Annotated in this window: 18 protein-coding genes, 20 tRNA genes and 3 rRNA genes; all 41 read right to left on the reverse strand. The window is 41.4% G+C overall.

Translation table 11 applies throughout. From position 1 onward, the window contains the following. Positions 1-164: 164 nt before the first annotated feature. The 41 genes from purC to SM121_RS02170 all read right to left on the reverse strand — a co-directional run bounded on the left by purC (position 165) and on the right by SM121_RS02170 (position 23,216). Positions 165-872: a phosphoribosylaminoimidazolesuccinocarboxamide synthase gene (gene purC / locus SM121_RS01970; RefSeq protein WP_003013934.1), complete on the reverse strand. Its 708-nt coding sequence runs from the start codon at positions 870-872 to the stop codon at positions 165-167. Between the two features lie 150 nt (positions 873-1,022). Beyond that, positions 1,023-1,271 carry a phosphopantetheine-binding protein gene (locus tag SM121_RS01975; protein ID WP_003013975.1) on the reverse strand — a complete coding sequence of 83 codons (249 nt, stop codon included), beginning with the start codon at positions 1,269-1,271 and terminating at the stop codon, positions 1,023-1,025. Positions 1,272-1,274: 3 nt separating this feature from the next. Then, positions 1,275-2,270, reverse strand: coding sequence for a phosphate acyltransferase PlsX (gene plsX / locus SM121_RS01980; protein ID WP_003013977.1), 996 nt, complete (start codon positions 2,268-2,270; stop codon positions 1,275-1,277). Further along, on the reverse strand, positions 2,267-3,046 hold the full coding sequence (recO, locus tag SM121_RS01985) for a DNA repair protein RecO (protein ID WP_003013867.1): 780 nt from the start codon (positions 3,044-3,046) through the stop codon (positions 2,267-2,269). Before recO ends, plsX begins: the two co-directional genes overlap by 4 nt. Continuing rightward, the gene (locus SM121_RS01990; RefSeq protein ID WP_320911044.1) at positions 3,030-4,211 is read right to left on the reverse strand and encodes a pyridoxal phosphate-dependent aminotransferase; all 1,182 of its coding nucleotides are present in this window, start codon (positions 4,209-4,211) and stop codon (positions 3,030-3,032) included. The genes recO and SM121_RS01990 overlap by 17 nt, the downstream gene beginning before the upstream one ends. A 155-nt stretch (positions 4,212-4,366) precedes the next feature. After that, positions 4,367-5,218 (reverse strand): class B sortase, LPKTxAVK-specific, encoded by an 852-nt coding sequence (gene srtB, locus SM121_RS01995; RefSeq protein ID WP_155127698.1) that lies wholly within the window; start codon positions 5,216-5,218, stop codon positions 4,367-4,369. Positions 5,219-5,307: 89 nt separating this feature from the next. Then, entirely contained in the window at positions 5,308-5,955 is a 648-nt protein-coding gene (locus SM121_RS02000) for an LPKTxAVK-anchored surface protein (RefSeq protein WP_320911045.1), read from the reverse strand. Between the two features lie 256 nt (positions 5,956-6,211). Next, entirely contained in the window at positions 6,212-6,352 is a 141-nt protein-coding gene (locus SM121_RS02005) for a hypothetical protein (RefSeq protein WP_173018938.1), read from the reverse strand. Positions 6,353-6,400: 48 nt separating this feature from the next. Next, positions 6,401-7,375, reverse strand: a complete 975-nt coding sequence (locus SM121_RS02010) for a ribose-phosphate diphosphokinase (RefSeq protein ID WP_118398225.1) — start codon at positions 7,373-7,375, stop codon at positions 6,401-6,403. A 258-nt stretch (positions 7,376-7,633) separates the two neighbouring features. Beyond that, positions 7,634-8,863, reverse strand: a complete 1,230-nt coding sequence (gene pcsB / locus SM121_RS02015; RefSeq protein ID WP_320911046.1) for a peptidoglycan hydrolase PcsB — start codon at positions 8,861-8,863, stop codon at positions 7,634-7,636. A gap of 93 nt (positions 8,864-8,956) precedes the next feature. Continuing rightward, positions 8,957-9,457 (reverse strand): rod shape-determining protein MreD, encoded by a 501-nt coding sequence (gene mreD / locus SM121_RS02020; protein ID WP_320911047.1) that lies wholly within the window; start codon positions 9,455-9,457, stop codon positions 8,957-8,959. A 1-nt stretch (position 9,458) separates the two neighbouring features. Next, positions 9,459-10,277 carry a rod shape-determining protein MreC gene (gene mreC / locus SM121_RS02025; protein ID WP_320911048.1) on the reverse strand — a complete coding sequence of 273 codons (819 nt, stop codon included), beginning with the start codon at positions 10,275-10,277 and terminating at the stop codon, positions 9,459-9,461. A gap of 62 nt (positions 10,278-10,339) precedes the next feature. Further along, a tRNA-Ser gene (locus SM121_RS02030) sits at positions 10,340-10,427 on the reverse strand. 4 nt (positions 10,428-10,431) lie between these two features. Then, a tRNA-Ile gene (locus SM121_RS02035) sits at positions 10,432-10,505 on the reverse strand. Between the two features lie 33 nt (positions 10,506-10,538). Continuing rightward, positions 10,539-10,609: transfer RNA gene (locus tag SM121_RS02040), tRNA-Gly, on the reverse strand. A 16-nt stretch (positions 10,610-10,625) separates the two neighbouring features. Next, a tRNA-Phe gene (locus SM121_RS02045) sits at positions 10,626-10,698 on the reverse strand. 3 nt (positions 10,699-10,701) lie between these two features. Beyond that, positions 10,702-10,775 (reverse strand) — tRNA-Met (locus SM121_RS02050). A gap of 9 nt (positions 10,776-10,784) precedes the next feature. Continuing rightward, positions 10,785-10,874 (reverse strand) — tRNA-Ser (locus SM121_RS02055). Positions 10,875-10,884: 10 nt separating this feature from the next. Next, positions 10,885-10,958 (reverse strand) — tRNA-Ile (locus SM121_RS02060). A 16-nt stretch (positions 10,959-10,974) separates the two neighbouring features. Then, positions 10,975-11,048 (reverse strand) — tRNA-Met (locus SM121_RS02065). A 6-nt stretch (positions 11,049-11,054) separates the two neighbouring features. After that, positions 11,055-11,128: transfer RNA gene (locus tag SM121_RS02070), tRNA-Pro, on the reverse strand. 19 nt (positions 11,129-11,147) lie between these two features. Continuing rightward, positions 11,148-11,221, reverse strand: a tRNA-Arg gene (locus tag SM121_RS02075). A 36-nt stretch (positions 11,222-11,257) separates the two neighbouring features. Further along, positions 11,258-11,331 (reverse strand) — tRNA-Arg (locus SM121_RS02080). A gap of 19 nt (positions 11,332-11,350) precedes the next feature. Next, positions 11,351-11,436, reverse strand: a tRNA-Leu gene (locus tag SM121_RS02085). A 7-nt stretch (positions 11,437-11,443) separates the two neighbouring features. Further along, positions 11,444-11,515, reverse strand: a tRNA-Gly gene (locus SM121_RS02090). 23 nt (positions 11,516-11,538) lie between these two features. After that, positions 11,539-11,611: transfer RNA gene (locus SM121_RS02095), tRNA-Thr, on the reverse strand. A 17-nt stretch (positions 11,612-11,628) separates the two neighbouring features. Further along, positions 11,629-11,710 (reverse strand) — tRNA-Leu (locus SM121_RS02100). Between the two features lie 6 nt (positions 11,711-11,716). Further along, positions 11,717-11,789 (reverse strand) — tRNA-Lys (locus SM121_RS02105). 24 nt (positions 11,790-11,813) lie between these two features. Then, a tRNA-Asp gene (locus SM121_RS02110) sits at positions 11,814-11,886 on the reverse strand. 2 nt (positions 11,887-11,888) lie between these two features. Next, a tRNA-Val gene (locus SM121_RS02115) sits at positions 11,889-11,961 on the reverse strand. Positions 11,962-12,094: 133 nt separating this feature from the next. Then, positions 12,095-12,210, reverse strand: a 5S ribosomal RNA gene (gene rrf, locus SM121_RS02120). Positions 12,211-12,289: 79 nt separating this feature from the next. Further along, positions 12,290-15,189 (reverse strand): 23S ribosomal RNA (locus SM121_RS02125). Positions 15,190-15,312: 123 nt separating this feature from the next. Further along, a tRNA-Ala gene (locus SM121_RS02130) sits at positions 15,313-15,385 on the reverse strand. A 53-nt stretch (positions 15,386-15,438) separates the two neighbouring features. Continuing rightward, a 16S ribosomal RNA gene (locus SM121_RS02135) occupies positions 15,439-16,984 on the reverse strand. Together the 16S, 23S and 5S rRNA genes with 19 tRNA genes alongside form the textbook arrangement of a ribosomal RNA operon. Positions 16,985-17,227: 243 nt before the next feature. Beyond that, entirely contained in the window at positions 17,228-17,707 is a 480-nt protein-coding gene (locus tag SM121_RS02140; protein WP_320911049.1) for a sigma-70 family RNA polymerase sigma factor, read from the reverse strand. A gap of 154 nt (positions 17,708-17,861) precedes the next feature. Next, positions 17,862-17,933, reverse strand: a tRNA-Glu gene (locus tag SM121_RS02145). A 91-nt stretch (positions 17,934-18,024) separates the two neighbouring features. After that, entirely contained in the window at positions 18,025-19,998 is a 1,974-nt protein-coding gene (gene ftsH, locus SM121_RS02150) for an ATP-dependent zinc metalloprotease FtsH (RefSeq protein WP_003002062.1), read from the reverse strand. 10 nt (positions 19,999-20,008) lie between these two features. Next, entirely contained in the window at positions 20,009-20,551 is a 543-nt protein-coding gene (gene hpt / locus SM121_RS02155; RefSeq protein ID WP_003018402.1) for a hypoxanthine phosphoribosyltransferase, read from the reverse strand. A 4-nt stretch (positions 20,552-20,555) separates the two neighbouring features. Continuing rightward, complete coding sequence (gene tilS, locus SM121_RS02160) at positions 20,556-21,830, reverse strand: tRNA lysidine(34) synthetase TilS (RefSeq protein ID WP_320911050.1); 1,275 nt, start codon at positions 21,828-21,830, stop codon at positions 20,556-20,558. Next, the gene (locus tag SM121_RS02165; RefSeq protein ID WP_320911051.1) at positions 21,830-23,095 is read right to left on the reverse strand and encodes a serine hydrolase; all 1,266 of its coding nucleotides are present in this window, start codon (positions 23,093-23,095) and stop codon (positions 21,830-21,832) included. Before SM121_RS02165 ends, tilS begins: the two co-directional genes overlap by 1 nt. Further along, positions 23,088-23,216, reverse strand: a complete 129-nt coding sequence (locus SM121_RS02170) for an SP_0009 family protein (RefSeq protein ID WP_003002204.1) — start codon at positions 23,214-23,216, stop codon at positions 23,088-23,090. The genes SM121_RS02165 and SM121_RS02170 overlap by 8 nt, the downstream gene beginning before the upstream one ends. Positions 23,217-23,219: the final 3 nt, after the last annotated feature.

Below are 23,219 nucleotides of genomic sequence, written 5' to 3' on the forward strand. Positions count from 1 at the left end.
GTTTTCCGTTTCAAAAAGATTACTTCAAACCTTGCAATTTTTCCAATACAACTTCATAAACATCTGTCAAGCTGCCAAGATCACGACGGAGTGAAAAGGTCTAGTAGACCTTTTCAGCCTGAATCCTTTTACTTGAAAGACGAAGGTTTCCCGTTTCAAAAAAATTACTTCAAGCCCTGTAATTTCTCCAACACAACCTGATATACATCCGTTAAACTGCCCAAATCTCTACGGAAAACATCCTTATCCATATGGTGACCTTCAGCATCCCAAAGGCGGCAATTATCTGGAGAAAATTCATCTGCCAAGATAATCTTGCCATCCTTATCAAAACCAAATTCCAATTTGAAGTCAATCAAGCGAAGACCAATTTGTGCAAACCAATCTTTCAACAATTCATTGATGCGACGTGTTTCTTCCTTGATATAGGCAATTTGTTCATCATTGGCAATATCCAAGAACTTTACATGCTCATCATTGATGAATGGATCATCCAACTCATCGTTCTTGTAGTAAAATTCAACGATTGGAGTTTCCAAGTTCAAACCTTCTTCCACGCCAAACCGTTTTGAGAAAGAACCCGCAGTCACATTACGAAGAACAACTTCCAAAGGAATAATTTTTACTTTCTTGTTGAGTTGTTCTGTGTCAGAAATACGTTCGATAAAGTGCGTTGCTACACCCGCAGCATTCAATTTTTCAAAAATAAGAGACGAAATCTGATTATTTAGCACACCTTTTCCTTTAATAGTCTCCTTACGAGCCCCATTTAGCATGGTTGCCTGGTCCTTATAGACCGACTTAATCACATGTTCGTCCTCAGTAGTATAGATATCCTTAGCTTTTCCAGTATAAATCAGTTGATTGGTCATGATTTTGTTCGCCTTTCGTATTTTATCACCTTCATTCTATCACATAAATAGTGTATTTTCAATAAAAATCCGTACAATATAAGCAGATTCCGAATAAAAAGGACAGAAAAAAAGACCATCCAGAATAATCTCTGAACGATCCCTTTTTCATTAGTGACCAGTAGTTCGTTTCTCGATATAGTCGGCAACATCCCCTACTGTGTTAAAGTCATCAATAGCCTTGTCTGGAATCTCAATTTGGTATTCATCCTCAAGATTGATAATAAATTCCATCAATTCAACAGAATCCGCCTGCAAATCCTTACGTAAGTCAGATTCCGAAGATACTTGAAAATCTGGTCCCTTGCGGTCTTTAAGAAATTTCTCAATTGTAGCTAAAATTTCGTTTTGTTTACTCATACATTACCCTTCCTTCGACAATTCCTTCACTGATTTTCCAACAACATCTGTCTCTAACATGGTCCGAATCTGACGAATCGTGCTATAGACTGCTTTTGCATCACTCGAACCATGCGTTTTAACAACAGGTGCTTGAAGGCCAAACAAGACCGCTCCTCCAACATCTGAGAAATCTAAGGTTTGCTTCAATGATTTCAAACGGTCCTTGAGCAGAAAAGCCCCCAATTTTGCCTTCCAGTTTCCAGTAGCAATTGCTTGTTTCAGCTGCTTCAAGATCCCAAAAGCTGTTCCTTCCATGGTTTTCAATACAGCATTTCCCGTGAACCCATCCGCCACAACAACATCAGCAACGCCATCCATCAAGTCACGCGCTTCCACGTTTCCAACAAAATGAATCGACTCATCCTCAGATAACAATTGGTAAGTTTCCTTGCGCAAAGGATCTCCCTTACTAGCTTCTGTCCCATTGTTCAATAGACCCACGCGTGGTTTTTGAATCCCACGAACATTTTCAGCATAATAGGATCCCATCACAGCATACTGATGCAAGTGCTCTGGTGTATTTTCCGCATTGGCACCCAAGTCTAGCATATCATAGCCACGACCATCAACCGTTGGAAGTGTCGACATCAAGCCAGGGCGTTCCACCCCTTTGATGCGGCCAACGATAAAGAAACCAGCCGCCAATAGCGCACCTGTATTTCCCGCAGATAGCATGGCATCGACCTCACCAGCCTTCACATCCTTGGCAGCTAAGACCATAGAAGCCTGTTTTTTCCGACGAATGGCCCGCGTTGGCTCATCATCTGAATCTATTTTTTCTTCCGTATGTACAATCGATACACGTTCTGTTGCGGTTAAATAGTCTTTGATTTTTGCCTCATCACCATACAAAACAATCTCAATATCATCAAAATCACGAATGGCTTGATTCACGCCTTCTACCATGGCTTGAGGTGCATTATCGCCCCCCATTGCATCTACTGCAATTTTTTTCATGTTTCACCTCCAGATGAATCTTTCATAATCGCTCCCCAATCACTCAAGGAATCGATAAACTTTTTAGCTTTTAAATGGATCCCTACATACTCCTCATACAACTGATCAATTGCCTGACGCAGAGCTGCTTTCATCTCCGCTTGTAGGGAAATCGTCTCTAACTCACTGAATCGCACTGCTTGGAACTGATCCAATAAATAGAGAACATTTGGATGCCAGTGGGCACGTCTCTCATCCCGATCATAGTGATCCGGACATAGGACCCCACTATACCGAAAAGAATAATCAAAAGGAAGTCCAACCCGATGACAGAAACAACATTCATGCAGATTCAAGATAACTCCAAACCGAGATAGAATCTGAATCTCAAAAATATTGGTCAAAACCTCATAATCCAGTCCCTCTTCCATCAAAGACAAGGTCTTTTCCAAAAAAGCAAACAGGGCTGGATCCACCTGATTATCCTGAATACTTGCATCCGCAAGCGCCAGAACATAGGTCGCATAAGAAAGGGCAAAAAGATCTGCATTGATTTTCTTATAAACCTGCACTTCTTGAAAATCATCAATATAACTCAAGCCATCATCATTGATTTTCAACAACATATCTGCCGTTACTAAAGGTTGTAACATGGGATTCAACCGTGATTTTCCCGCATGTTTGACAAAAAACATCCGCTTTCCTGACTTCTCCGTGAAGATTTTGACCAGCTTGTCATCCTCACGAAACTCCCGATTATACAGGACAATTCCCCGGGTCTCAATTGACTCCAGCATGTTCTTCCATATACTCCTTCAAGCGTTTCATAGCTTCCTTGATAACCTCCATGCTGGCTGCATACGACAAACGCACATAGCCTTCACCATATTGACCAAAAGCAGCACCAGGAATGAAAGCAACCGCTTTTTCACGCGCAAAATCCTGCAAGAAAGCAAAGGAATCCTGATTATAACCAGCTGGGATTTTAGCAAAAATATAAAAGGCACCATCAGGCTTAATCATCTCAAACCCAAGCGCAGACATCTTTTCGATAATATAATCCCGACGCTTCACATATTCCTTCTTCATTGGCTCCGCATCATCCCGACCTTCCGTCAAAGCTTCGATCGCAGCATACTGGTTCATGGTTCCAGCAGCTGTTACCAAATACTGATGACTCTTGATGAGTTGGGCTGTCAATGCAGCAGGCGCAAAGATAAAGCCAAGCCGCCAGCCTGTCATGGCATGAGACTTAGATAAGCCATTAATAACAATGGTCTGTTCAGGAATGAAGGATGCCATAGAGACATGCGCTTCTCCAGTATAAGTTAACTCTGAATAGACTTCATCACAAATCACAAAGACTTCATATTTTTTTAAGACAGCAGCCAATTCCGCCATCTGTTCGCGTGAATAAGTAACTCCCGTTGGATTAGCTGGATAATTGAGAATAACAGCCTTCAATTTTTCACCCTGCTCTAGAATCGCCTTTCCCAACTTTTCAGGAGTCAAGACAAAACGATCTGCTGTCGTATCAATTTCGACAATCTCAGCCCCAACCAAATTCACAATGGGTTCATAACCAGGATAAGCTGGCGCTGGGAGCAGCACTACATCTCCAGGTTCCAAGATCGCTGTCAAGGTTGCAGACAGGGCTTCAGTCGCACCGATCGTCACCAATATCTCATCCTCAGGACGATAGTGAATACCATACTTATCAGCCACAAACTGACTCGCAGCCTCACGCAAAGCCAGCAAACCACTCATCCCAGTGTAATGGCTAAAATTCGCATCAATGGCAGCCTTTCCTGCGTCTTTTACATGTTCAGGAGTTGTAAAATCCGGTTCCCCCAACGTCAAACGCAAGACACCAGGAATGGAAGAAATTGATTGATCGAACTGACGAATCAAAGAAACTTCAATCCGATTCAGATTTTTATTAAAACGTTTCGTTAAATCCATAGAACACCTCCAAAAACACTTATATTCATTATACTATAAATAGGACCCCATCGCAAAAGAACAAGCCAGATCCCCATCTTTTGCTCAACATCAAAGGACATTGCAACAATCCTTCCATACAAAAAAGACTTAGCAATGCTAAGTCTTTCAAGACATTATTGTTGACCACGTGTTGCCACATATGTCAATTGATCAGCATGTTTCGCCACAAAATCCTTCATTTCTGAATCAGGAATTTGACGAAGGTAGAGGTTAGAACGAATGGTTTCATCCTCTTCACGACAAGTTGACAAGACCAAGTATTTATCAGATGCCTTGATCTTAATATTCGGGTTCTTGGTTTGACCATCTTCATAGACCTTCTTCAACTGAGTCGTAAAGTCTTTGTCGTCTTCAAAGCTAGTACGATAGAAAGCAGTTGTTTCAGGGACAATCACCAAGCACATCGCTTCATAATAATACTTGCGCTCAGGCGTCTCAATGACAACATACGGATGTTGATCAAAGTATTCTTGCTTGTCATAGTAGTTGACATCGTTAAACATACGATGATCACCAACCTTACTACCACGAGCATGACCAAACAGCCAAGTCAAACGATCACTAAAATCTTTCTTATTATCCGTATCCATAAAGACAGTACCCATGTATGGTTCATTTCCACCATCAAAAGTCTTGTCCAAGTAAGTTGCGTTATCTCCAGTTTGAACAACAGGCTCATCCAACTCAGTCCCCGGTGCGTAGACATAAGCAATCGCCTCAGGGTTAACAGCAGTTAACTGAGCAAAACGATTCTTTAAATAATCTTTTTCTTCTTGACTAGGTTCATATTTCACAGCTTGTGTAGAAGAACTACTTCCAGAAGTTCCAGCCTTCTTAGCTGTATGAGAGGCCTTTCCACCAAATGGATTGAAGAATAGGAAGCCAACTACGACCACAACGACTGCCACAAGGGCAGCAATTATGACACCTAATTTATTTGATTTTTTTTCTACAGCTCTTTTCATTCAATTGATCTCCTCAAAATGATTTTTTCTAAAAAATAACACTGAGCCCAAGGACTCAGTGATATTTTTATGAGCTAATTAATTAGAAATTATTTAACTGCGCTAGTTTTTGGAAGTGATTTTTCACCAGCTTTTGCAGATGAAGCCATACCATCTTTACCAGCTTTAGCTGCTGCTGCTTTTTCTTCAGCTGCTTTAGCTGCTGCTTTAGCATCTGCAGATGCAGGACGCAATGAACCACTTACTGCAGTTGCGTAGAATCCGCTAGGAGTATCAGCACCAGCTTCAACCTTAACGTCTACCAACCATTTAGTTCCATCATGTGGGTTTGTAACTTCAACAGTTTGAACACCAGCTTTAGTTTTCAATGTAACATGTTGGCTACCGTTCCAAAGGTCAAGACCTTGAGTGAACCATTCAGCACCTGGAATCATAGTCAACTCTTTAGAAGTATCTGCATTTTTTGCACCATCATATTCTACAGATGAAACGTCACCTTTTTTCTCGATAAGTTCACCTTTACCAACTTTAGGATCTACTTTAGTAGCACCTGGGTGTTTTTCTGTAGCTGCAGATGCTGGAGCTGTTGCAGCTGGTGTAGCTGAAGGATCAGCTGTAAGACCTGCAATTGTTCCATTAGGTTGTGTGTTTTTTTCAACCTTATCTGCGGCGAATGCTGGAGCTGCTGCTGCAAATACTGCAAGAGCTGCTACTGATGATAATAAAACTTTTTTCATTGTTTTACCCCTTTTATAATTTAAAATATTCGTTACTTCGTAACTATGATAAGTATACTAGGATATTCTGCCTCTGTCAAGAGTTTTTCTGTTTTTTTTTAAAAAATTTTTTAAGTTTTTTAAAATTTAGTATCTAAAATCACGGTTTAGTTATATTTTTAACTCTAGAATGATTGTTAGAGGCATCCTTATTTAACTTAATGACTAGTCATTGCAAGTCATCTTATTTATTTTGAATCATCATTTTTCTATTACTTTATTTTACTACTCCATTTTTAGGCAATTGTTTCTTGGGCAAACGAGGATCCGCCTTTGCTTCTAGTTTTTTAGCTGCTTGAACCAGTTTTTCCCGTTTCTTTTCTTTTTTTAGATTTTGCCACCATTTTCTGATTTCCATTTGTATTTCCCCCTACACAAAAGAGGCTGTTTCTCAGCCTCCTTATTGTTAACATTTTTTGGCATTTCCGATTTCAAACAGAGGAGAAAGAGGACGATTTTCATGAATGCGAACAATAGCCTCAGCCAGGAGTTTCGCAATCGAAATTTGCTCAATTTTGTCAATCAAGCGATCTTCCGGTAGATAAATCGTATCCAATACCACCAACTTCTTAATGGCTGATTTTTGAATATTGTCCATCGCTGGGCCTGATAAAACTGGGTGCGTACAGCTTGCATAAACCTCTACAGCTCCTGCTTCAGCAAGGGCATCCGCCGCATGACAGATTGTACCAGCTGTATCAATCATATCATCAATCAAGATACAAGTCTTGCCTTCAACATTTCCAATGATATTCATGACTTCACTCGTATTCATCTTATCGACACTCCGGCGTTTATCAATAATCGCAATCGGAGTCTTCAAAAATTCAGCTAATTTCCGAGCACGAGTCACACCACCATGGTCTGGACTGACAACAACATAGTCTTTTCCAATCATCCCGCGACGTTCAAAATAGTCAGCGATCAGAGGCGCACCCATCAAGTGGTCAACAGGAATATCAAAGAAACCTTGAATTTGAGCAGCGTGCAAATCAATTGTCAACAGACGATCAACTCCAGCAACCTCAAGCATATTGGCTACTAACTTAGACGTGATTGGTTCACGAGCCCGAGCTTTCCGGTCTTGACGAGCATAGCCGTAATACGGCATCACCACATTAATGGATTGCGCACTCGCCCGTTTCAAGGCATCTACCATAATCAAAATTTCCATCAGATTATCGTTAACCGGTGAGCTAGTAGATTGTAAAATATAAACATCTTTCCCACGGATTGATTCTTCAATATTAACCTGAATTTCTCCATCAGAAAATTGACGAACCGTTGACTTTCCAAGCGGTAATCCCATTTCGCGAGACACACGTTGAGCCAATTCTTGATTTGACGACAAAGCAAAGAGCATTAAATCAGAAAATGACATGATTTCCTCCAGTAAAATCTAAAACCATATTGTACAGTCAGCACAAATTTCTCCTGTAATCATTTTATCGCTTTTTAAGCAAATATTCAAATATTAATTTATGGAAATTACAAAATCTATCCCTACCTAAATTCTCTCAAATAACCTTCGATACGCACCCGCATAGCGGGTAGTTTTTTTGTCTCGCACCTAACGGAGCGAGACGGACTGAAAGTCACATAAAAAGAAGCAGAACAAATGTTCTGCTTCAGTATAATCTTAGTTTGGATAGATATAAGTAACAGTACCTTGGGCTGTTGTTGGGTTAAACCAACCACGGTAGTTACCAATACTACGGATACCATTATAGTTAGACTCAGAGACTTGGATGCTTGTTGTAGATTGAACGGCTGTAACAACTGCTACGTGTCCATATCCACCATCATTCCAACATGCAATGGCACCAACTTGTGGTTGAGATCCTGTACGGAATCCTGCTGCTGCTGCACTTGCCGCCCATTGTCCACCATTACCCCAGTAATCACCTGCCCATGGAGCCAATATCTTCGCACCCCATGTACATTCACCAACTGGATAAGATGATGCAGATGAACTATAAGTTGGACGAGAAGTAGTTGCTACTGGTGCAGCCGCTGCTTGTGTTTGAACAGCAGGTTGAGCTGCTGCTTGAGTTTGTGCAGCCGCTGGTGTTTGAGCTGCTACCTGAACTTGTGCTTGAAGAGTTGTATTCGCAGAAGCCTTTACAGCTGCTTGTTGTTCTTTTTGTTTTGCACGATAAGCTGCTTCAGCTGCTGCCGCTGCTGCTGCTGCTTTTTCAGCTTCAGCTTTTTGTTGCAACAAAGCATTCTTTTCGTTTTCAGCAGTTGATTTTTCGGCAGCCAAGTTTAATTGTGCTACTTTCAACTCAGCTTCTTTTGTTGACAAAGCTTGCGCATCATCTTCTAATTGCTGTTTGTTTGCAATAACAGTATTGATAGCGTCGTTGTTTTCTTTTTGTTTTTGTGCAATATCTTCTTTATCACGTTTTTGCTCTTGCAACATTTTGTTGTTAGCATCTGCAATTTCATTCATAGCAGAAATACGTGAGATAGCTTCTGTCAAAGATCCAGAGCTAACAATCGCATTAATATAGCTTGTTGCAGTTCCAGTTGTTTGAGCACTACGCGCTTGATTTGCAAGTGATTCTTGACGAGCAACAATATTTTTTGACAACTCATCGATCTCAGCTGACAATCGTTCAGATTCTTCATTTAAACGATCATTTTCAGCTTGAAGATTTTCTTGTTGTTTTTTAATTTCAGATACTTGACCTTGAATTTGATCTACCTGAGCTTGTGCACTTTGTTGTTGTTGATTAATACTATTGATTTTGTTATCTTGAGCAGCAATCTTATCATCTGTTGAGTCAGCTGATACACCAGCTACGACAGCACCTTGTGATAAAGCAACTGTACTCAATAAGATTGTGGCAAATAATTTTTTCTTCATTAGATAAATTTTCCCTTTCTAATAAGACACTAACTAGTATAACAAATTTTTTTAAATTTTATATTACGCTATTGTTACATTTTTATTGCGAGTTTATAAATAAATCTTTTCAAGTAACGGCTGTAATACTATTAAGAGAAGCATATTCAAAATTAAACTTGGGACAATTTGGTAAATAATTAGTGTAATCCAGTTGAATTTTATACCGATAAAAAGAATCAAAAGAAGATTGGTTAAAATCTGAAATAATAGAATCGTTAATAAAAATGTAAAAAAACGAGTCAAGCGATTGACCAAAATAATCTGATTACACCGATAAAAAATCACCTGTAGTAAAGGAAATACAAGGAAGGCAATTCCTAAAGTGTGTAAAAAATACACATCAAAACAAAAACCAAAAAGGATTCCCCACCAAATACAAGCTATCTCAGAGAAATAGAGACTTAATAACATAAAACCATATAGAAATAAAAACGAAGTGGGTTCAAAGGAGTTTGAACTAAAACGAGAAACAAGAAAAGAGATCTGCCCGTCAAAAAATAAAGATAAGAATAAGATTAAAGGTAAAAAATAGTACTTACGTATGACTTTCACACTACTCTCCGATCAATAGTACATAACGATTGACATCTAAATTAGCCTTTGGTTTCACACGAATTTCTTGCCCCAATTGATCAGATGCCTTTTGAGTAGAAGTCACAGTACCAAGAGGTAAATCACTACTCTTATATTTCCCTAAGCCACTTGTTGAAACGAGTGATCCTTTTTTAATTTCAACTGGATCTCCAATTTGCAACAACCGAAACTCACCTGTCTTCTCATCATAACCATATAATAAAGCAAAAATAGATTGTCCTTGACTCTCAATTTTAAACGTCAGGTGTTGTGAAAAAATAGTATCTTCGACTAATAATTTCACTTTACTAGAATTTTTCTCTATACTTTCTACCACACCAATGACGCCACCAGATGAAAGAACAAACATAGAATCAGAAATTCCATCAGAACCACCTTTATCAATAACAAATTCCTGATTCCACGAACCATAATTACGGTCTATAATCTCACTAACGACTTGTTTAGAACCCGATACAGAATTCTTGATTGACATCAAATCCCTTAATTCTCTATTTTCTGATTCTAAACGGCTAAGCTTTGACTGGTCAATATCCTTTTGATAAAGACGTGATTTTAACGAACGGTTTTCATCATTTAATTCAGATAAATTCTTTAAATCCTTTGCCTTAGATTCCACAACAACAAATGGTACCGATACGGCCTTATCAACTATAGATAATAGATCAGAAGATTTTAAAACAATCGAAGTTCTAACAGATGGAAAAAGAAATAAAATTCCTGAAACAGTTAAAACAAACACAAAACTAAAAATTTTAAAGAAACGATTCAAGAACATAGACGAAACCTTCAAAAATATAAAAAATAGTTTGAGACGACATCTCAAACTTCGAAATTATACGGAGAATGGGGGATTCGAACCCCCGCGCCAGTTACCCGACCTAACGATTTAGCAAACCGTCCTCTTCAGCCTCTTGAGTAATTCTCCAAAATGGGCACGAGTGGACTCGAACCACCGACCTCACGCTTATCAGGCGTGCGCTCTAACCACCTGAGCTACGCGCCCAAGTTAAAAACTTGGTAATGAACTTATGTTCAAAGCGGGTGACGAGAATCGAACTCGCGACAACAGCTTGGAAGGCTGTAGTTTTACCACTAAACTACACCCGCTTATTATTAAAAGAAATGGCGCGAGACGGAATCGAACCGCCGACACATGGAGCTTCAATCCATTGCTCTACCAACTGAGCTACCGAGCCAAATTGCGGGAGCAGGATTTGAACCTACGACCTTCGGGTTATGAGCCCGACGAGCTACCGAGCTGCTCCATCCCGCGTTAATATTAAGGAGGATGTGGGATTCGAACCCACGCACGCTTTTACACGCCTGACGGTTTTCAAGACCGTTCCCTTCAGCCGGACTTGGGTAATCCTCCAAGATAACAATGGACCTTGTAGGACTTGAACCTACGACCACTCGGTTATGAGCCGAGAGCTCTAACCAGCTGAGCTAAAGGTCCAACAAGATCAACAATATAGCGGCGAAGGGGATCGAACCCCCGACCTCCCGGGTATGAACCGGACGCTCTAGCCAGCTGAGCTACACCGCCATAATATCGGGAAGACAGGATTCGAACCTGCGACACCTTGGTCCCAAACCAAGTACTCTACCAAGCTGAGCTACTTCCCGATCTAAAGCTACCGCTTTATGCACCCTAGAGGAGTCGAACCTCTAACCGCCTGATTCGTAGTCAGGTACTCTATCCAGTTGAGCTAAGGGTGCTCGTTCCTATTCAATTATTACATAGCCTTCCGACCATGCACCCTAGAGGAGTCGAACCTCTAACCGCCTGATTCGTAGTCAGGTACTCTATCCAGTTGAGCTAAGGGTGCTTCTTTCAACCTTTGTCTATGCCGAGGACCGGAATCGAACCGGTACGATCGTTACCAATCGCAGGATTTTAAGTCCTGTGCGTCTGCCAGTTCCGCCACCCCGGCCTCCTCAAGCGAACGACGGGATTCGAACCCGCGACCCCCACCTTGGCAAGGTGGTGTTCTACCACTGAACTACGTTCGCATTGCTTTCTTTATATAAAAAAATGCCGGCTACATGACTTGAACACGCGACCCTCTGATTACAAATCAGATGCTCTACCAACTGAGCTAAGCCGGCTCATTATTATTCTATTATGCGGGTTAAGGGACTTGAACCCCCACGCCGTAAAGCGCCAGATCCTAAATCTGGTGCGTCTGCCAATTCCGCCAAACCCGCAAAATATGACCCGTACTGGGCTCGAACCAGTGACCCATTGATTAAAAGTCAATTGCTCTACCAACTGAGCTAACGAGTCTTAAAATAATTTTCATTATCTTAACGGTCCCGACGGGAATCGAACCCGCGATCTTCGCCGTGACAGGGCGACGTGATAACCGCTACACTACGGGACCTATGGGAGTTAACGGGATCGAACCGCTGACCCTCTGCTTGTAAGGCAGATGCTCTCCCAGCTGAGCTAAACTCCCTTATGGTCGTTTAACTCAGCCAACGGTCAGAAACTTCGTTTCTCTTTTCCGCCGATTGGAATCTCGATTCCCTCTCCATTCCAACTAAGCTAAACTCCCAAATGAGCCTAGTATCTACTAGGCTCAATCTCTTGCTAAGCGACTACCTTATCTCACAGGGGGCAACCCCCAACTACTTCCGGCGTTCTAGGGCTTAACTGCTGTGTTCGGCATGGGTACAGGTGTATCTCCTAGGCTATCGTCACTTAACTCTGAATGATTAAACATTCAAAATTGAACATCTATATTCTAACAAGTTAACCTTTCGTTGTCAATATCTTCTGACTCTTTGGATAAGTCCTCGAGCTATTAGTATTAGTCCGCTCCATTGCTCACACAACTTCCACTCCTAACCTATCTACCTGATCTTCTCTCAGGGCTCTTACTGATATAAAATCATGGGAAATCTCATCTTGAGGTGGGTTTCACACTTAGATGCTTTCAGCGTTTATCCCTTCCCTACATAGCTACCCAGCGATGCCTCTGGCGAGACAACTGGTACACCAGCGGTAAGTCCACTCTGGTCCTCTCGTACTAGGAGCAGATCCTCTCAAATTTCCTACGCCCGCGACGGATAGGGACCGAACTGTCTCACGACGTTCTGAACCCAGCTCGCGTGCCGCTTTAATGGGCGAACAGCCCAACCCTTGGGACCGACTACAGCCCCAGGATGCGACGAGCCGACATCGAGGTGCCAAACCTCCCCGTCGATGTGAACTCTTGGGGGAGATAAGCCTGTTATCCCCAGGGTAGCTTTTATCCGTTGAGCGATGGCCCTTCCATACGGAACCACCGGATCACTAAGCCCGACTTTCGTCCCTGCTCGAGTTGTAGCTCTCGCAGTCAAGCTCCCTTATACCTTTACACTCTGCGAATGATTTCCAACCATTCTGAGGGAACCTTTGGGCGCCTCCGTTACCTTTTAGGAGGCGACCGCCCCAGTCAAACTGCCCGTCAGACACTGTCTCCGTAGATGATAAACCTACCGGGTTAGAGTGGCCATAACACAAGGGTAGTATCCCAACAACGCCTCCATCGAAACTGGCGTCCCGATATCAATGGCTCCTACCTATCCTGTACATGTGGTACAGACACTCAATATCAAACTGCAGTAAAGCTCCATGGGGTCTTTCCGTCCTGTCGCGGGTAACCTGCATCTTCACAGGTACTAAAATTTCACCGAGTCTCTCGTTGAGACAGTGCCCAAATCATTACGCCTTTCGTGCGGGTCGGAACTTACCCGACAAGGAATTTCGCTACCTTAGGACCGTTATAGTTACGGCCGCCGTTTACTGGGGCTTCAATTCATACCTTCGCTTACGCTAAGCACTCCTCTTAACCTTCCAGCACCGGGCAGGCGTCACCCCCTATACATCATCTTACGATTTAGCAGAGAGCTGTGTTTTTGATAAACAGTTGCTTGGGCCTATTCACTGCGGCTGACTGAAAGCCAGCACCCCTTCTCCCGAAGTTACGGGGTCATTTTGCCGAGTTCCTTAACGAGAGTTCTCTCGCTCACCTGAGGCTACTCGCCTCGACTACCTGTGTCGGTTTGCGGTACGGGTAGAGTATGATTAACGCTAGAAGCTTTTCTTGGCAGTGTGACGTCACTAACTTCGCTACTAAACTTCGCTCCCCATCACAGCTCAATGTTATAGAATTAAGCATTTAACTCAATTCACACCTCACTGCTTAGACGTGCACTTCCAGTCGCACGCTTTAGTTAGCCTACTGCGTCCCTCCTTCACTACATACTCTAGTACAGGAATATCAACCTGTTGTCCATCGGATACACCTTTCGGTCTCTCCTTAGGTCCCGACTAACCCAGGGCGGACGAGCCTTCCCCTGGAAACCTTAGTCTTACGGTGGACAGGATTCTCACCTGTCTTTCGCTACTCATACCGGCATTCTCACTTCTATGCGTTCCAGCGCTCCTCACGGTACACCTTCGCCACACATAGAACGCTCTCCTACCATACCTATAAAGGTATCCACAGCTTCGGTAAATTGTTTTAGCCCCGGTACATTTTCGGCGCAGGGTCACTCGACTAGTGAGCTATTACGCACTCTTTGAATGAATAGCTGCTTCTAAGCTAACATCCTAGTTGTCTGTGCAACCCCACATCCTTTTCCACTTAACAATTATTTTGGGACCTTAGCTGGTGGTCTGGGCTGTTTCCCTTTCGACTACGGATCTTAGCACTCGCAGTCTGACTGCCGACCATAATTCATTGGCATTCGGAGTTTATCTGAGATTGGTAATCCGGGATGGACCCCTCACCCAAACAGTGCTCTACCTCCAAGAATCTTAATGTCGACGCTAGCCCTAAAGCTATTTCGGAGAGAACCAGCTATCTCCAAGTTCGTTTGGAATTTCTCCGCTACCCACAAGTCATCCAAGCACTTTTCAACGTGCCCTGGTTCGGTCCTCCAGTGAGTTTTACCTCACCTTCAACCTGCTCATGGGTAGGTCACATGGTTTCGGGTCTACGACATAATACTATTGCGCCCTATTCAGACTCGGTTTCCCTACGGCTCCGTCTCTTCAACTTAACCTCGCATCATATCGTAACTCGCCGGTTCATTCTACAAAAGGCACGCTCTCACCCATTAACGGGCTCGAACTTGTTGTAGGCACACGGTTTCAGGTTCTATTTCACTCCCCTCCCGGGGTGCTTTTCACCTTTCCCTCACGGTACTGGTTCACTATCGGTCACTAGAGAGTATTTAGGGTTGGGAGATGGTCCTCCCAGATTCCGACGGGATTTCTCGTGTCCCGCCGTACTCAGGATACTGCTAGGTATAAAGACTATTTCGAATACGAGGCTCTTACTCTCTTTGGCTGACCTTCCCATGTCATTCTTCTATAATCTTTAAGTCCACATTGCAGTCCTACAACCCCGAAGAGTAAACTCTTCGGTTTGCCCTCCTGCCGTTTCGCTCGCCGCTACTCAGGCAATCGCTTTTGCTTTCTCTTCCTGCAGCTACTTAGATGTTTCAGTTCACTGCGTCTTCCTCTACCTATCCTTAACAGATAGGAGTACTAGCCATTAGCTAGTGGGTTCCCCCATTCGGACATCTCTGGATCGTCGCTTACTTACAGCTCCCCAAAGCATTTCGTCGTTTGTCACGTCCTTCTTCGGCTTCTAGTGCCAAGGCATCCACCGTGCGCCCTTATTAACTTAACCTTATTTTTGGTCTTGCGACCTAAACTCTTTAAATATTTACAGCGTTTCGGTTTATTTTCTTGTTACTATTTGATATAGATATTCAATTTTCAATGTTCAATCTTAACACCCTTATAGTGTTAATGGAGCCTAGCGGGATCGAACCGCTGACCTCCTGCGTGCAAAGCAGGCGCTCTCCCAGCTGAGCTAAGGCCCCACAAGACCTCTCAAAACTAAACAAGACCAACGTACAGGTTTCCTTTTCCTTAGAAAGGAGGTGATCCAGCCGCACCTTCCGATACGGCTACCTTGTTACGACTTCACCCCAATCATCTATCCCACCTTAGGCGGCTGGCTCCAAATGGTTACCTCACCGACTTCGGGTGTTACAAACTCTCGTGGTGTGACGGGCGGTGTGTACAAGGCCCGGGAACGTATTCACCGCGGCGTGCTGATCCGCGATTACTAGCGATTCCGACTTCATGTAGGCGAGTTGCAGCCTACAATCCGAACTGAGACTGGCTTTAAGAGATTAGCTTGCCGTCACCGACTCGCGACTCGTTGTACCAGCCATTGTAGCACGTGTGTAGCCCAGGTCATAAGGGGCATGATGATTTGACGTCATCCCCACCTTCCTCCGGTTTATTACCGGCAGTCTCGCTAGAGTGCCCAACTCAATGATGGCAACTAACAATAGGGGTTGCGCTCGTTGCGGGACTTAACCCAACATCTCACGACACGAGCTGACGACAACCATGCACCACCTGTCACCTCTGTCCCGAGGGAAAACTCTATCTCTAGAGCGGTCAGAGGGATGTCAAGACCTGGTAAGGTTCTTCGCGTTGCTTCGAATTAAACCACATGCTCCACCGCTTGTGCGGGCCCCCGTCAATTCCTTTGAGTTTCAACCTTGCGGTCGTACTCCCCAGGCGGAGTGCTTAATGCGTTAGCTGCGGCACTGAGTCCCGGAAAGGACCCAACACCTAGCACTCATCGTTTACGGCGTGGACTACCAGGGTATCTAATCCTGTTTGCTCCCCACGCTTTCGAGCCTCAGCGTCAGTTACAGACCAGAGAGCCGCTTTCGCCACCGGTGTTCCTCCATATATCTACGCATTTCACCGCTACACATGGAATTCCACTCTCCCCTTCTGCACTCAAGTTAAACAGTTTCCAAAGCGTACTATGGTTAAGCCACAGCCTTTAACTTCAGACTTATCTAACCGCCTGCGCTCGCTTTACGCCCAATAAATCCGGATAACGCTCGGGACCTACGTATTACCGCGGCTGCTGGCACGTAGTTAGCCGTCCCTTTCTGGTAAGATACCGTCACAGCGTGAACTTTCCACTCTCACACTCGTTCTTCTCTTACAACAGAGCTTTACGATCCGAAAACCTTCTTCACTCACGCGGCGTTGCTCGGTCAGGGTTGCCCCCATTGCCGAAGATTCCCTACTGCTGCCTCCCGTAGGAGTCTGGGCCGTGTCTCAGTCCCAGTGTGGCCGATCACCCTCTCAGGTCGGCTATGTATCGTCGCCTTGGTGAGCCGTTACCTCACCAACTAGCTAATACAACGCAGGTCCATCTCTTAGTGATGCAATTGCACCTTTCAAGTCAACATCATGCAATGTCGACTTTTATGCGGTATTAGCTATCGTTTCCAATAGTTATCCCCCGCTAAGAGGCAGGTTACCTACGCGTTACTCACCCGTTCGCAACTCTTCCAGAAGAGCAAGCTCCTCCTTCAGCGTTCTACTTGCATGTATTAGGCACGCCGCCAGCGTTCATCCTGAGCCAGGATCAAACTCTCATTAAAATAATTGTTTGTCTTAAACTCATTCTGTCACTGACAGATTTATTGTTTCTTTATTGTTCAGTTACTATAACCTTAGTTATAGCGCCCTGCACATTGGTTCGTCTTGTTCAGTTTTCAAAGGTCTTTGTCGCTCTCGCGCGACAACTATATTAGTATATCATGACCTTCCCCTACTGTCAATACTTTTTTTCAAAAATTTTTACTTTCTTGAAAGTTCATTTAAACACTCTTAACTTTCAGTTTTTAAATTGAATTTTTAAAATCCTTTAAATAGTCCTCTAATTTCTTTTTCATTTTTGTTTTTCCTAGACATCTTCTGTTTGCTAGTAATGCTTCATATTGTTCTTTTTCTTTTACTGTTAATTTTTCTTTAAAACGTTTTAAAGAATCTCTTAAAACAACCAGTTCATCTAAATATATTTTTCTTGATGAAATTCTGTGGCTAATTTCTCCAATTTCAATATATGGAAGTCTATTAATTTTTCTTTTATCACTTTCCTGTTGTCTTATTTTATCTTTAATATGATTTCTAAATTTTGTTTTAAAATATGTATAAAGCAACTCTTCATTTGTTTCTATTTCAGGATTTTTTTGATAAAGTTCAAATAGAGTTAGCTGACCTTCCTGTTCCCAATCGTCTTTTTCCCATAATTGAATATAATATTCTTTTTCACATTTTCTTACGATATATTTTACTTTTTGATACATTTTATTAAATTCCATAAGCTCTCCTTTACTTTTATCTGTATTTTATAAAAATAAAGAAGCCCATTGGACTTTTTTTCTATTCTGCACGTTTTTTTAACTATTTGGTTATTATTTTTAACTATTTTGTCCAAATACACAAAAAAACTGCCACTTGGTGACAGTTTATCGATAGTCCGTACGGGATTCGAACCCGTGTTACCGCCGTGAAAAGGCGGTGTCTTAACCCCTTGACCAACGGACCATTTTTACAACATATTCTATTATACAGAATATTTTTACTCTGTCAACACTTTTTTTATAAAAAAAGAAGGAAATATTTTCCTTCTTTTAAATTAGTTGTTTTCTTCTAATTTTGACTTAATTTCATCATATGATAAAGGTTTTGCTTCTTCTTCTAATTCATGCTCTGAATTTTCGGGCATTTTTCCTGTTTCGTATAATGATTTAATTTGAACACTATCCAAGGTTTCATATTTTAATAGAGCTTCAGCAATCAGTTTATGCGTCTCTCTATTTCCTTGAATAATTTCCGCAGCTTTATTACGGGCTTCATTCAACAGACCACGAACTTCTTCGTCAATTTCGTAAGCCGTTTGTTCTGAAATCATTTTTTGTGGGCTTTGAGCACCAAACATTGCATGATTTCCTTCATATTGAACAGGTCCAAGTTTTTCACTCATACCATATTCTGTTACCATCGCACGCGCCATTTGGGTTGCTTGTTCGAAGTCATTTGAAGCACCTGTTGTTTGCGAATTAAAAATAATTTCTTCGGCAACACGTCCTCCCATGAGCCCTGCTAATTGTTCTTTCATGTCTTCTTTAGAAAGTAACATTTGATCTTCTTTAGGAAGGGCAATCATGTAACCGCCTGCGCGACCACGTGGAACAATGGTAACTTTATGAACCACACGAGCATTTGATAAGACCAGACCAACGATCGTATGACCAGCTTCGTGATAAGCAACCATTTCACGTTCTTTTTGTGAAATCGTCCGATCTTTCTTAGATGGACCTGCAATAACACGATCTTCTGCTTCATCGATATCTGCAGCATCAATTACTTTTTTATTTCGACGTGCTGCAACCAAGGCTGCTTCGTTCAAAACATTTTCGAGATCAGCACCGACAAATCCTGGTGTCTGTTGAGCAACCAATTTCAAGTCGACGTCTTGAGCAAGTGGCTTATTCTTAGCGTGAACACGAAGAATCGCCTCACGACCTTTCACATCTGGACGTCCAACTAATACTTTACGGTCAAAACGGCCAGGACGAAGAAGGGCAGGGTCAAGGACATCCGAACGGTTTGTTGCTGCGATAACAATGATTCCTTCGTTACCTTCAAAACCATCCATCTCAATCAAGAGTTGGTTGAGGGTTTGCTCACGTTCATCATTTCCGCCACCAAGACCTACACCACGTTGGCGCCCAACAGCATCAATTTCATCGATAAAGATAATGGCTGGTGCTGCTTTTTTAGCATCTTCAAAAAGTGAACGAACCCGGCTAGCACCGACTCCGACAAACATTTCAACGAAGTCAGAACCAGAGATACTGAAGAATGGCACCCCAGCTTCACCAGCTACTGCTTTTGCTAAAAGTGTTTTACCAGTTCCCGGAGGGCCTTCAAGAAGCACTCCTGCTGGGATTCTTGCACCTAATTTAGTAAAGCGTTTTGGATCTTTTAAAAATTCAACAACTTCAACAAGTTCTTGTTTTTCTTCTTCAGCCCCTGCTACATCTGAAAAACGAACTTTTATATCTTCTTTATTAGCAGCACGGGCTTTATTACGACCAAAGTTCATGGCACCGCGGGCACCTCCGCCACCGCCTTGGTTCATCATTGAGAAGAAGAAGAACATGACGATAACAAATGGAACAATTGAAGTGAGAATTGTTATCCACATTCCACTTGAGCTCTCACGCTTGATGGTGATTTCTGCTTTGTGGTCAGCTGCTAATTTTTGTAATTCATTGACGGTGATATCAGATGGAAGGATGACACTAGTAAAGCGAGATACTTTTTGAACACTTGGGGTAAAAAATTGAATTCCTGTATCTTCTTTTGATTCTTTTGCTTTATTATAGGTCCCTGCAATTTCAATCACACTACCATTTGGTTGGTAACTGATCGTTTTGACATTATCATTTTTAATTTCTTTGACCAATTCTGTGTAGTTGATTTGCTGACTTTGACCAACTCCATTACCCGCAAAAAAGTACTGGAATCCTGTCACAGCTGCTACAATAATCAACAAATACAGAAATGGATTTCGAACAAAACCGTTATTTTTTCTGTTATTCATCTAGTCTCCTCTATTTTGAGTACACTTCCTCTTTTAATACACCAACATAGGGTAGGTTACGATAATTTTCATCATAGTCTAAACCATATCCTACAACAAACTCATTTGGAATCGTAAAGCAGGTGTAATCTGCTTCAATCTCAACCAAACGTCCCTCAGGTTTATCCAGTAAGGTAGCAATCTTTACAGATGCCGCATTTCGTTCTTCAAAGAGTTCTTTTAGACTCTTGAGGGTTTTACCTGTATCGATAATATCTTCTACAAATAAAATATCTCTACCAGTAATATCTTGGTCGATATCCTTGATAATATTAATAATACCTGAGCTTGCTGTCCCACCATGATAACTTGAAACCAGCATAAAATCCAATTCAATATGTGTATCCACGTGATTGATCAACTCTGCCATAAATGGAACAGAGCCTTTCAAAATCCCAACAAAAATTGGATTTTTTCCTTGGTACTCTTTTGTTAGGGTTTCACCCAATTTCTTTGCTGCTTCTACAATTTCATCATGTGAAACCAATACTTTTTTTATATCTTTTTCTAACATGTTTTTACCTATCTATTTTTTGAATATAAAGACTATCTTTCATTATACCACTTTTTGAGGGTTGACTCAAATCACTCGTTACCAATCCCACTACAGAAAGAATATTATGATTTTGTTCTATAATGAGAGCCTTTTCCCGAAGAGAAATTGGAATTTTCTGGTTGATAAACCACCGTCTTAATTTTTGATGGTGGCCATTAATAAGCAGCTGATCTCCTTCCTTTCTCCCTCTAATTAAGATGGGGCTTTCGCGTGAAACAGAAAGAATTTTTACATTTTCCCCTACTAATGGTTGTCCAAAAGATAGTTTATAATTTGCAATTTCAAAGATATTCCCAAATTCTAACAAAAGCGGGAGGGGGTGGTCATCAGACTTTTGACTGATTTTTTGTATTTCAAAGAAATCATATTCTTGATGTAGTTCATAATTCGACTTTAAATAATGAACGCAATTTCTTTTTTTTCGCAGTAAATTTAATAATTCTTGAAACTGTACCCTACCAAGTTGCAAATCTGGAAATTGTGCCAGATACTCTTCTAATAAGAATGATTGTACAGAATCAGAATACGTTCTAAAAGAAGCTAAATCTTGAATGGTTAACTCGCTAGTCAATTCTTTCAATGCTTGGTGCCAATGAGTCACTTCCTCTGCTAAATAACGAAGACTTGCTTGTATTTGAGGATTTTCTTTTTCAAATTCTGGAAGGTATTGATGGCGTACACGATTGCGAAAATAATCCTGTGAGTCATTGCTACTATCTTCAAAGTGAGGGATTTTCATCAACTCATCTTTGGTAAAAGTTAACAAAGGACGGATTAGCTCACCCTTGCCAAATGGTTGGCGTACAGAAATGCCACTTAAGTGACGTAATTTAGTTCCTCGTATCAAGCGCATGAAAGTTGTTTCAGCTTGATCGTTTGCATGATGACCTGTTACTAAAGCGGTGCAATCCTCTTTCTCCATAATCTGTTTAAAAAAATCATAACGAAAGGTACGAGCTTTTGCTTCTGTAAAATCACCCGAATAGTGAGCCACATGAATACGTGTCTCTCGCCTATCAGCTAGCGTTCGAAGTTCACTTTCTTCTAAATCTGATTCTGGTCTTTGTCCATGATTGACATGAGCGAGTACCAGATGGATTTTCAATCGTTCTTTATTCTTATATAAAAGTTCATACAGATTCATTGAATCCAATCCACCAGATAAGGCAACCAAAACACGGCGATGGGGAGTAAATAGATCTTGTTTTTCACAAAACTCTAAAAATCGCTTTTCCATTATTTCAATACCTCATAGATATCTTTTGAAATGTTGGAAATCGTATCATAATTCGAATGATCTGTAAAAATGGCTATTACATAGGGTGAATTTGTGTATACAATCGCAACATCATGTCTAAAATCATAGGCATCTCCAATTTTATGAGCAACTTTTACTGGAATGTCACGCGCAATCCGTTGATCATCATATTTTGTCGAGGAGAGTGCATCAATAATAGGGCCATTTTGTTGATAGATAGCCTCCATGACATTGCCAGCCATTTCAGCGGATGCTTCTCTTTTTTCAACATCCCAATGTTTCTTTGCAATTTTATCCAAAATTTTTTGGAAGTCTTGATCTGATTGATGAGTGACATAATAATTCAAGATATTATGTCCAACATTATCTGATTCTTTTGCAATTTTATCTACCAACTCTTGAACACTGTATTCTTTTCCATCTGGTGTTTTTGAAAGGCTACCACTTCCTTCTGGTTCATAGCCACCTTTAAAATCATTGACTTCTGGAATATATTTGTAGGTTGTAGTTGGAGAAATGGCTTTTTTATTAAGCTGTTCTTGGACATAGTACAAGTATGGTAATTTTGTGACACTAGCAGAATACATTTCTTTTTGCGGATTGATTCCAGCAGTATTTCCAGTCGTTAATTGTTTTACATAGATTCCATACGAAGGAGAATTGTATTTACTATTTAACAAGTCCTGGACTTTTTCCATTCGATTATCTTTTTCAGTAACGAATGCTTTGTTCACCCAGCCCTGACCTTCAATCTCCACAAACTCATCTCGTAAAGTCTTAGCTGTACGTAAGACTGTCACTTTTGTATAAGGAGAAAGAGGTGTATTTTTTTCTTTTGCACCATTTATTAAGGGTCGGTCATACACTTTAAAACCAGGTTTTAGCCACATGTCTTGTTTTTTTTCTTGTGTTTCTTGCACAACATCAGAAAAAATGACAGAAGAATCTGCTAATACATATCCTTTATCTGCTATTTTAAAAACAGCTTTCCCTTCATCATTTACAAAGAGTTGTTCGATTGTAAACGGTGTGTTGGGGAGAATTTCTCCTTTTGCTTTTTTCAACTGAGGATCAGAAAAAACAGAAATTTTGCGATAGACATTAGGGTTCGCTGGAATTGAAGAAAAATAAAGTTCTGATGGATGAGCCATTGTCTGAGAAGACTCAGACTGCTCAATACTCGCTGCTTGAGACCCAATAAATAAAATTGGAACTAACAATAGGAGCAGAAATCGTTTAGACACCTGTATTCCTTTCATTTTCATCCTTTTGAAGTTTGATCATTTGGTTTTTCTTTTTTAATTCCTCTAATTTTTCATCCGAAAATTCAAGAAATTGTTTAACTGTTTGTAAGATATTTTCCATCGG

The organism is Streptococcus sp. S1 (genome assembly GCF_034137685.1).
GTDB lineage: Bacteria > Bacillota > Bacilli > Lactobacillales > Streptococcaceae > Streptococcus > Streptococcus dentalis.

Excerpts from the sequence above, each read along its gene's own strand:
- purC (WP_003013934.1), bottom strand. The coding sequence starts at position 872 with ATGACCAATCAACTGATTTATACTGGAAAAGCTAAGGATATCTATACT.
- SM121_RS01975 (WP_003013975.1), bottom strand. The coding sequence starts at position 1,271 with ATGAGTAAACAAAACGAAATTTTAGCTACAATTGAGAAATTTCTTAAA.
- plsX (WP_003013977.1), bottom strand. The coding sequence starts at position 2,270 with ATGAAAAAAATTGCAGTAGATGCAATGGGGGGCGATAATGCACCTCAA.
- recO (WP_003013867.1), bottom strand. The coding sequence starts at position 3,046 with ATGCTGGAGTCAATTGAGACCCGGGGAATTGTCCTGTATAATCGGGAG.
- SM121_RS01990 (WP_320911044.1), bottom strand. The coding sequence starts at position 4,211 with ATGGATTTAACGAAACGTTTTAATAAAAATCTGAATCGGATTGAAGTT.
- srtB (WP_155127698.1), bottom strand. The coding sequence starts at position 5,218 with ATGAAAAGAGCTGTAGAAAAAAAATCAAATAAATTAGGTGTCATAATT.
- SM121_RS02000 (WP_320911045.1), bottom strand. The coding sequence starts at position 5,955 with ATGAAAAAAGTTTTATTATCATCAGTAGCAGCTCTTGCAGTATTTGCA.
- SM121_RS02005 (WP_173018938.1), bottom strand. The coding sequence starts at position 6,352 with ATGGAAATCAGAAAATGGTGGCAAAATCTAAAAAAAGAAAAGAAACGG.
- SM121_RS02010 (WP_118398225.1), bottom strand. The coding sequence starts at position 7,375 with ATGTCATTTTCTGATTTAATGCTCTTTGCTTTGTCGTCAAATCAAGAA.
- pcsB (WP_320911046.1), bottom strand. The coding sequence starts at position 8,863 with ATGAAGAAAAAATTATTTGCCACAATCTTATTGAGTACAGTTGCTTTA.
- mreC (WP_320911048.1), bottom strand. The coding sequence starts at position 10,277 with ATGTTCTTGAATCGTTTCTTTAAAATTTTTAGTTTTGTGTTTGTTTTA.
- SM121_RS02140 (WP_320911049.1), bottom strand. The coding sequence starts at position 17,707 with ATGGAATTTAATAAAATGTATCAAAAAGTAAAATATATCGTAAGAAAA.
- ftsH (WP_003002062.1), bottom strand. The coding sequence starts at position 19,998 with ATGAATAACAGAAAAAATAACGGTTTTGTTCGAAATCCATTTCTGTAT.
- hpt (WP_003018402.1), bottom strand. The coding sequence starts at position 20,551 with ATGTTAGAAAAAGATATAAAAAAAGTATTGGTTTCACATGATGAAATT.
- tilS (WP_320911050.1), bottom strand. The coding sequence starts at position 21,830 with ATGGAAAAGCGATTTTTAGAGTTTTGTGAAAAACAAGATCTATTTACT.
- SM121_RS02170 (WP_003002204.1), bottom strand. The coding sequence starts at position 23,216 with ATGGAAAATATCTTACAAACAGTTAAACAATTTCTTGAATTTTCGGAT.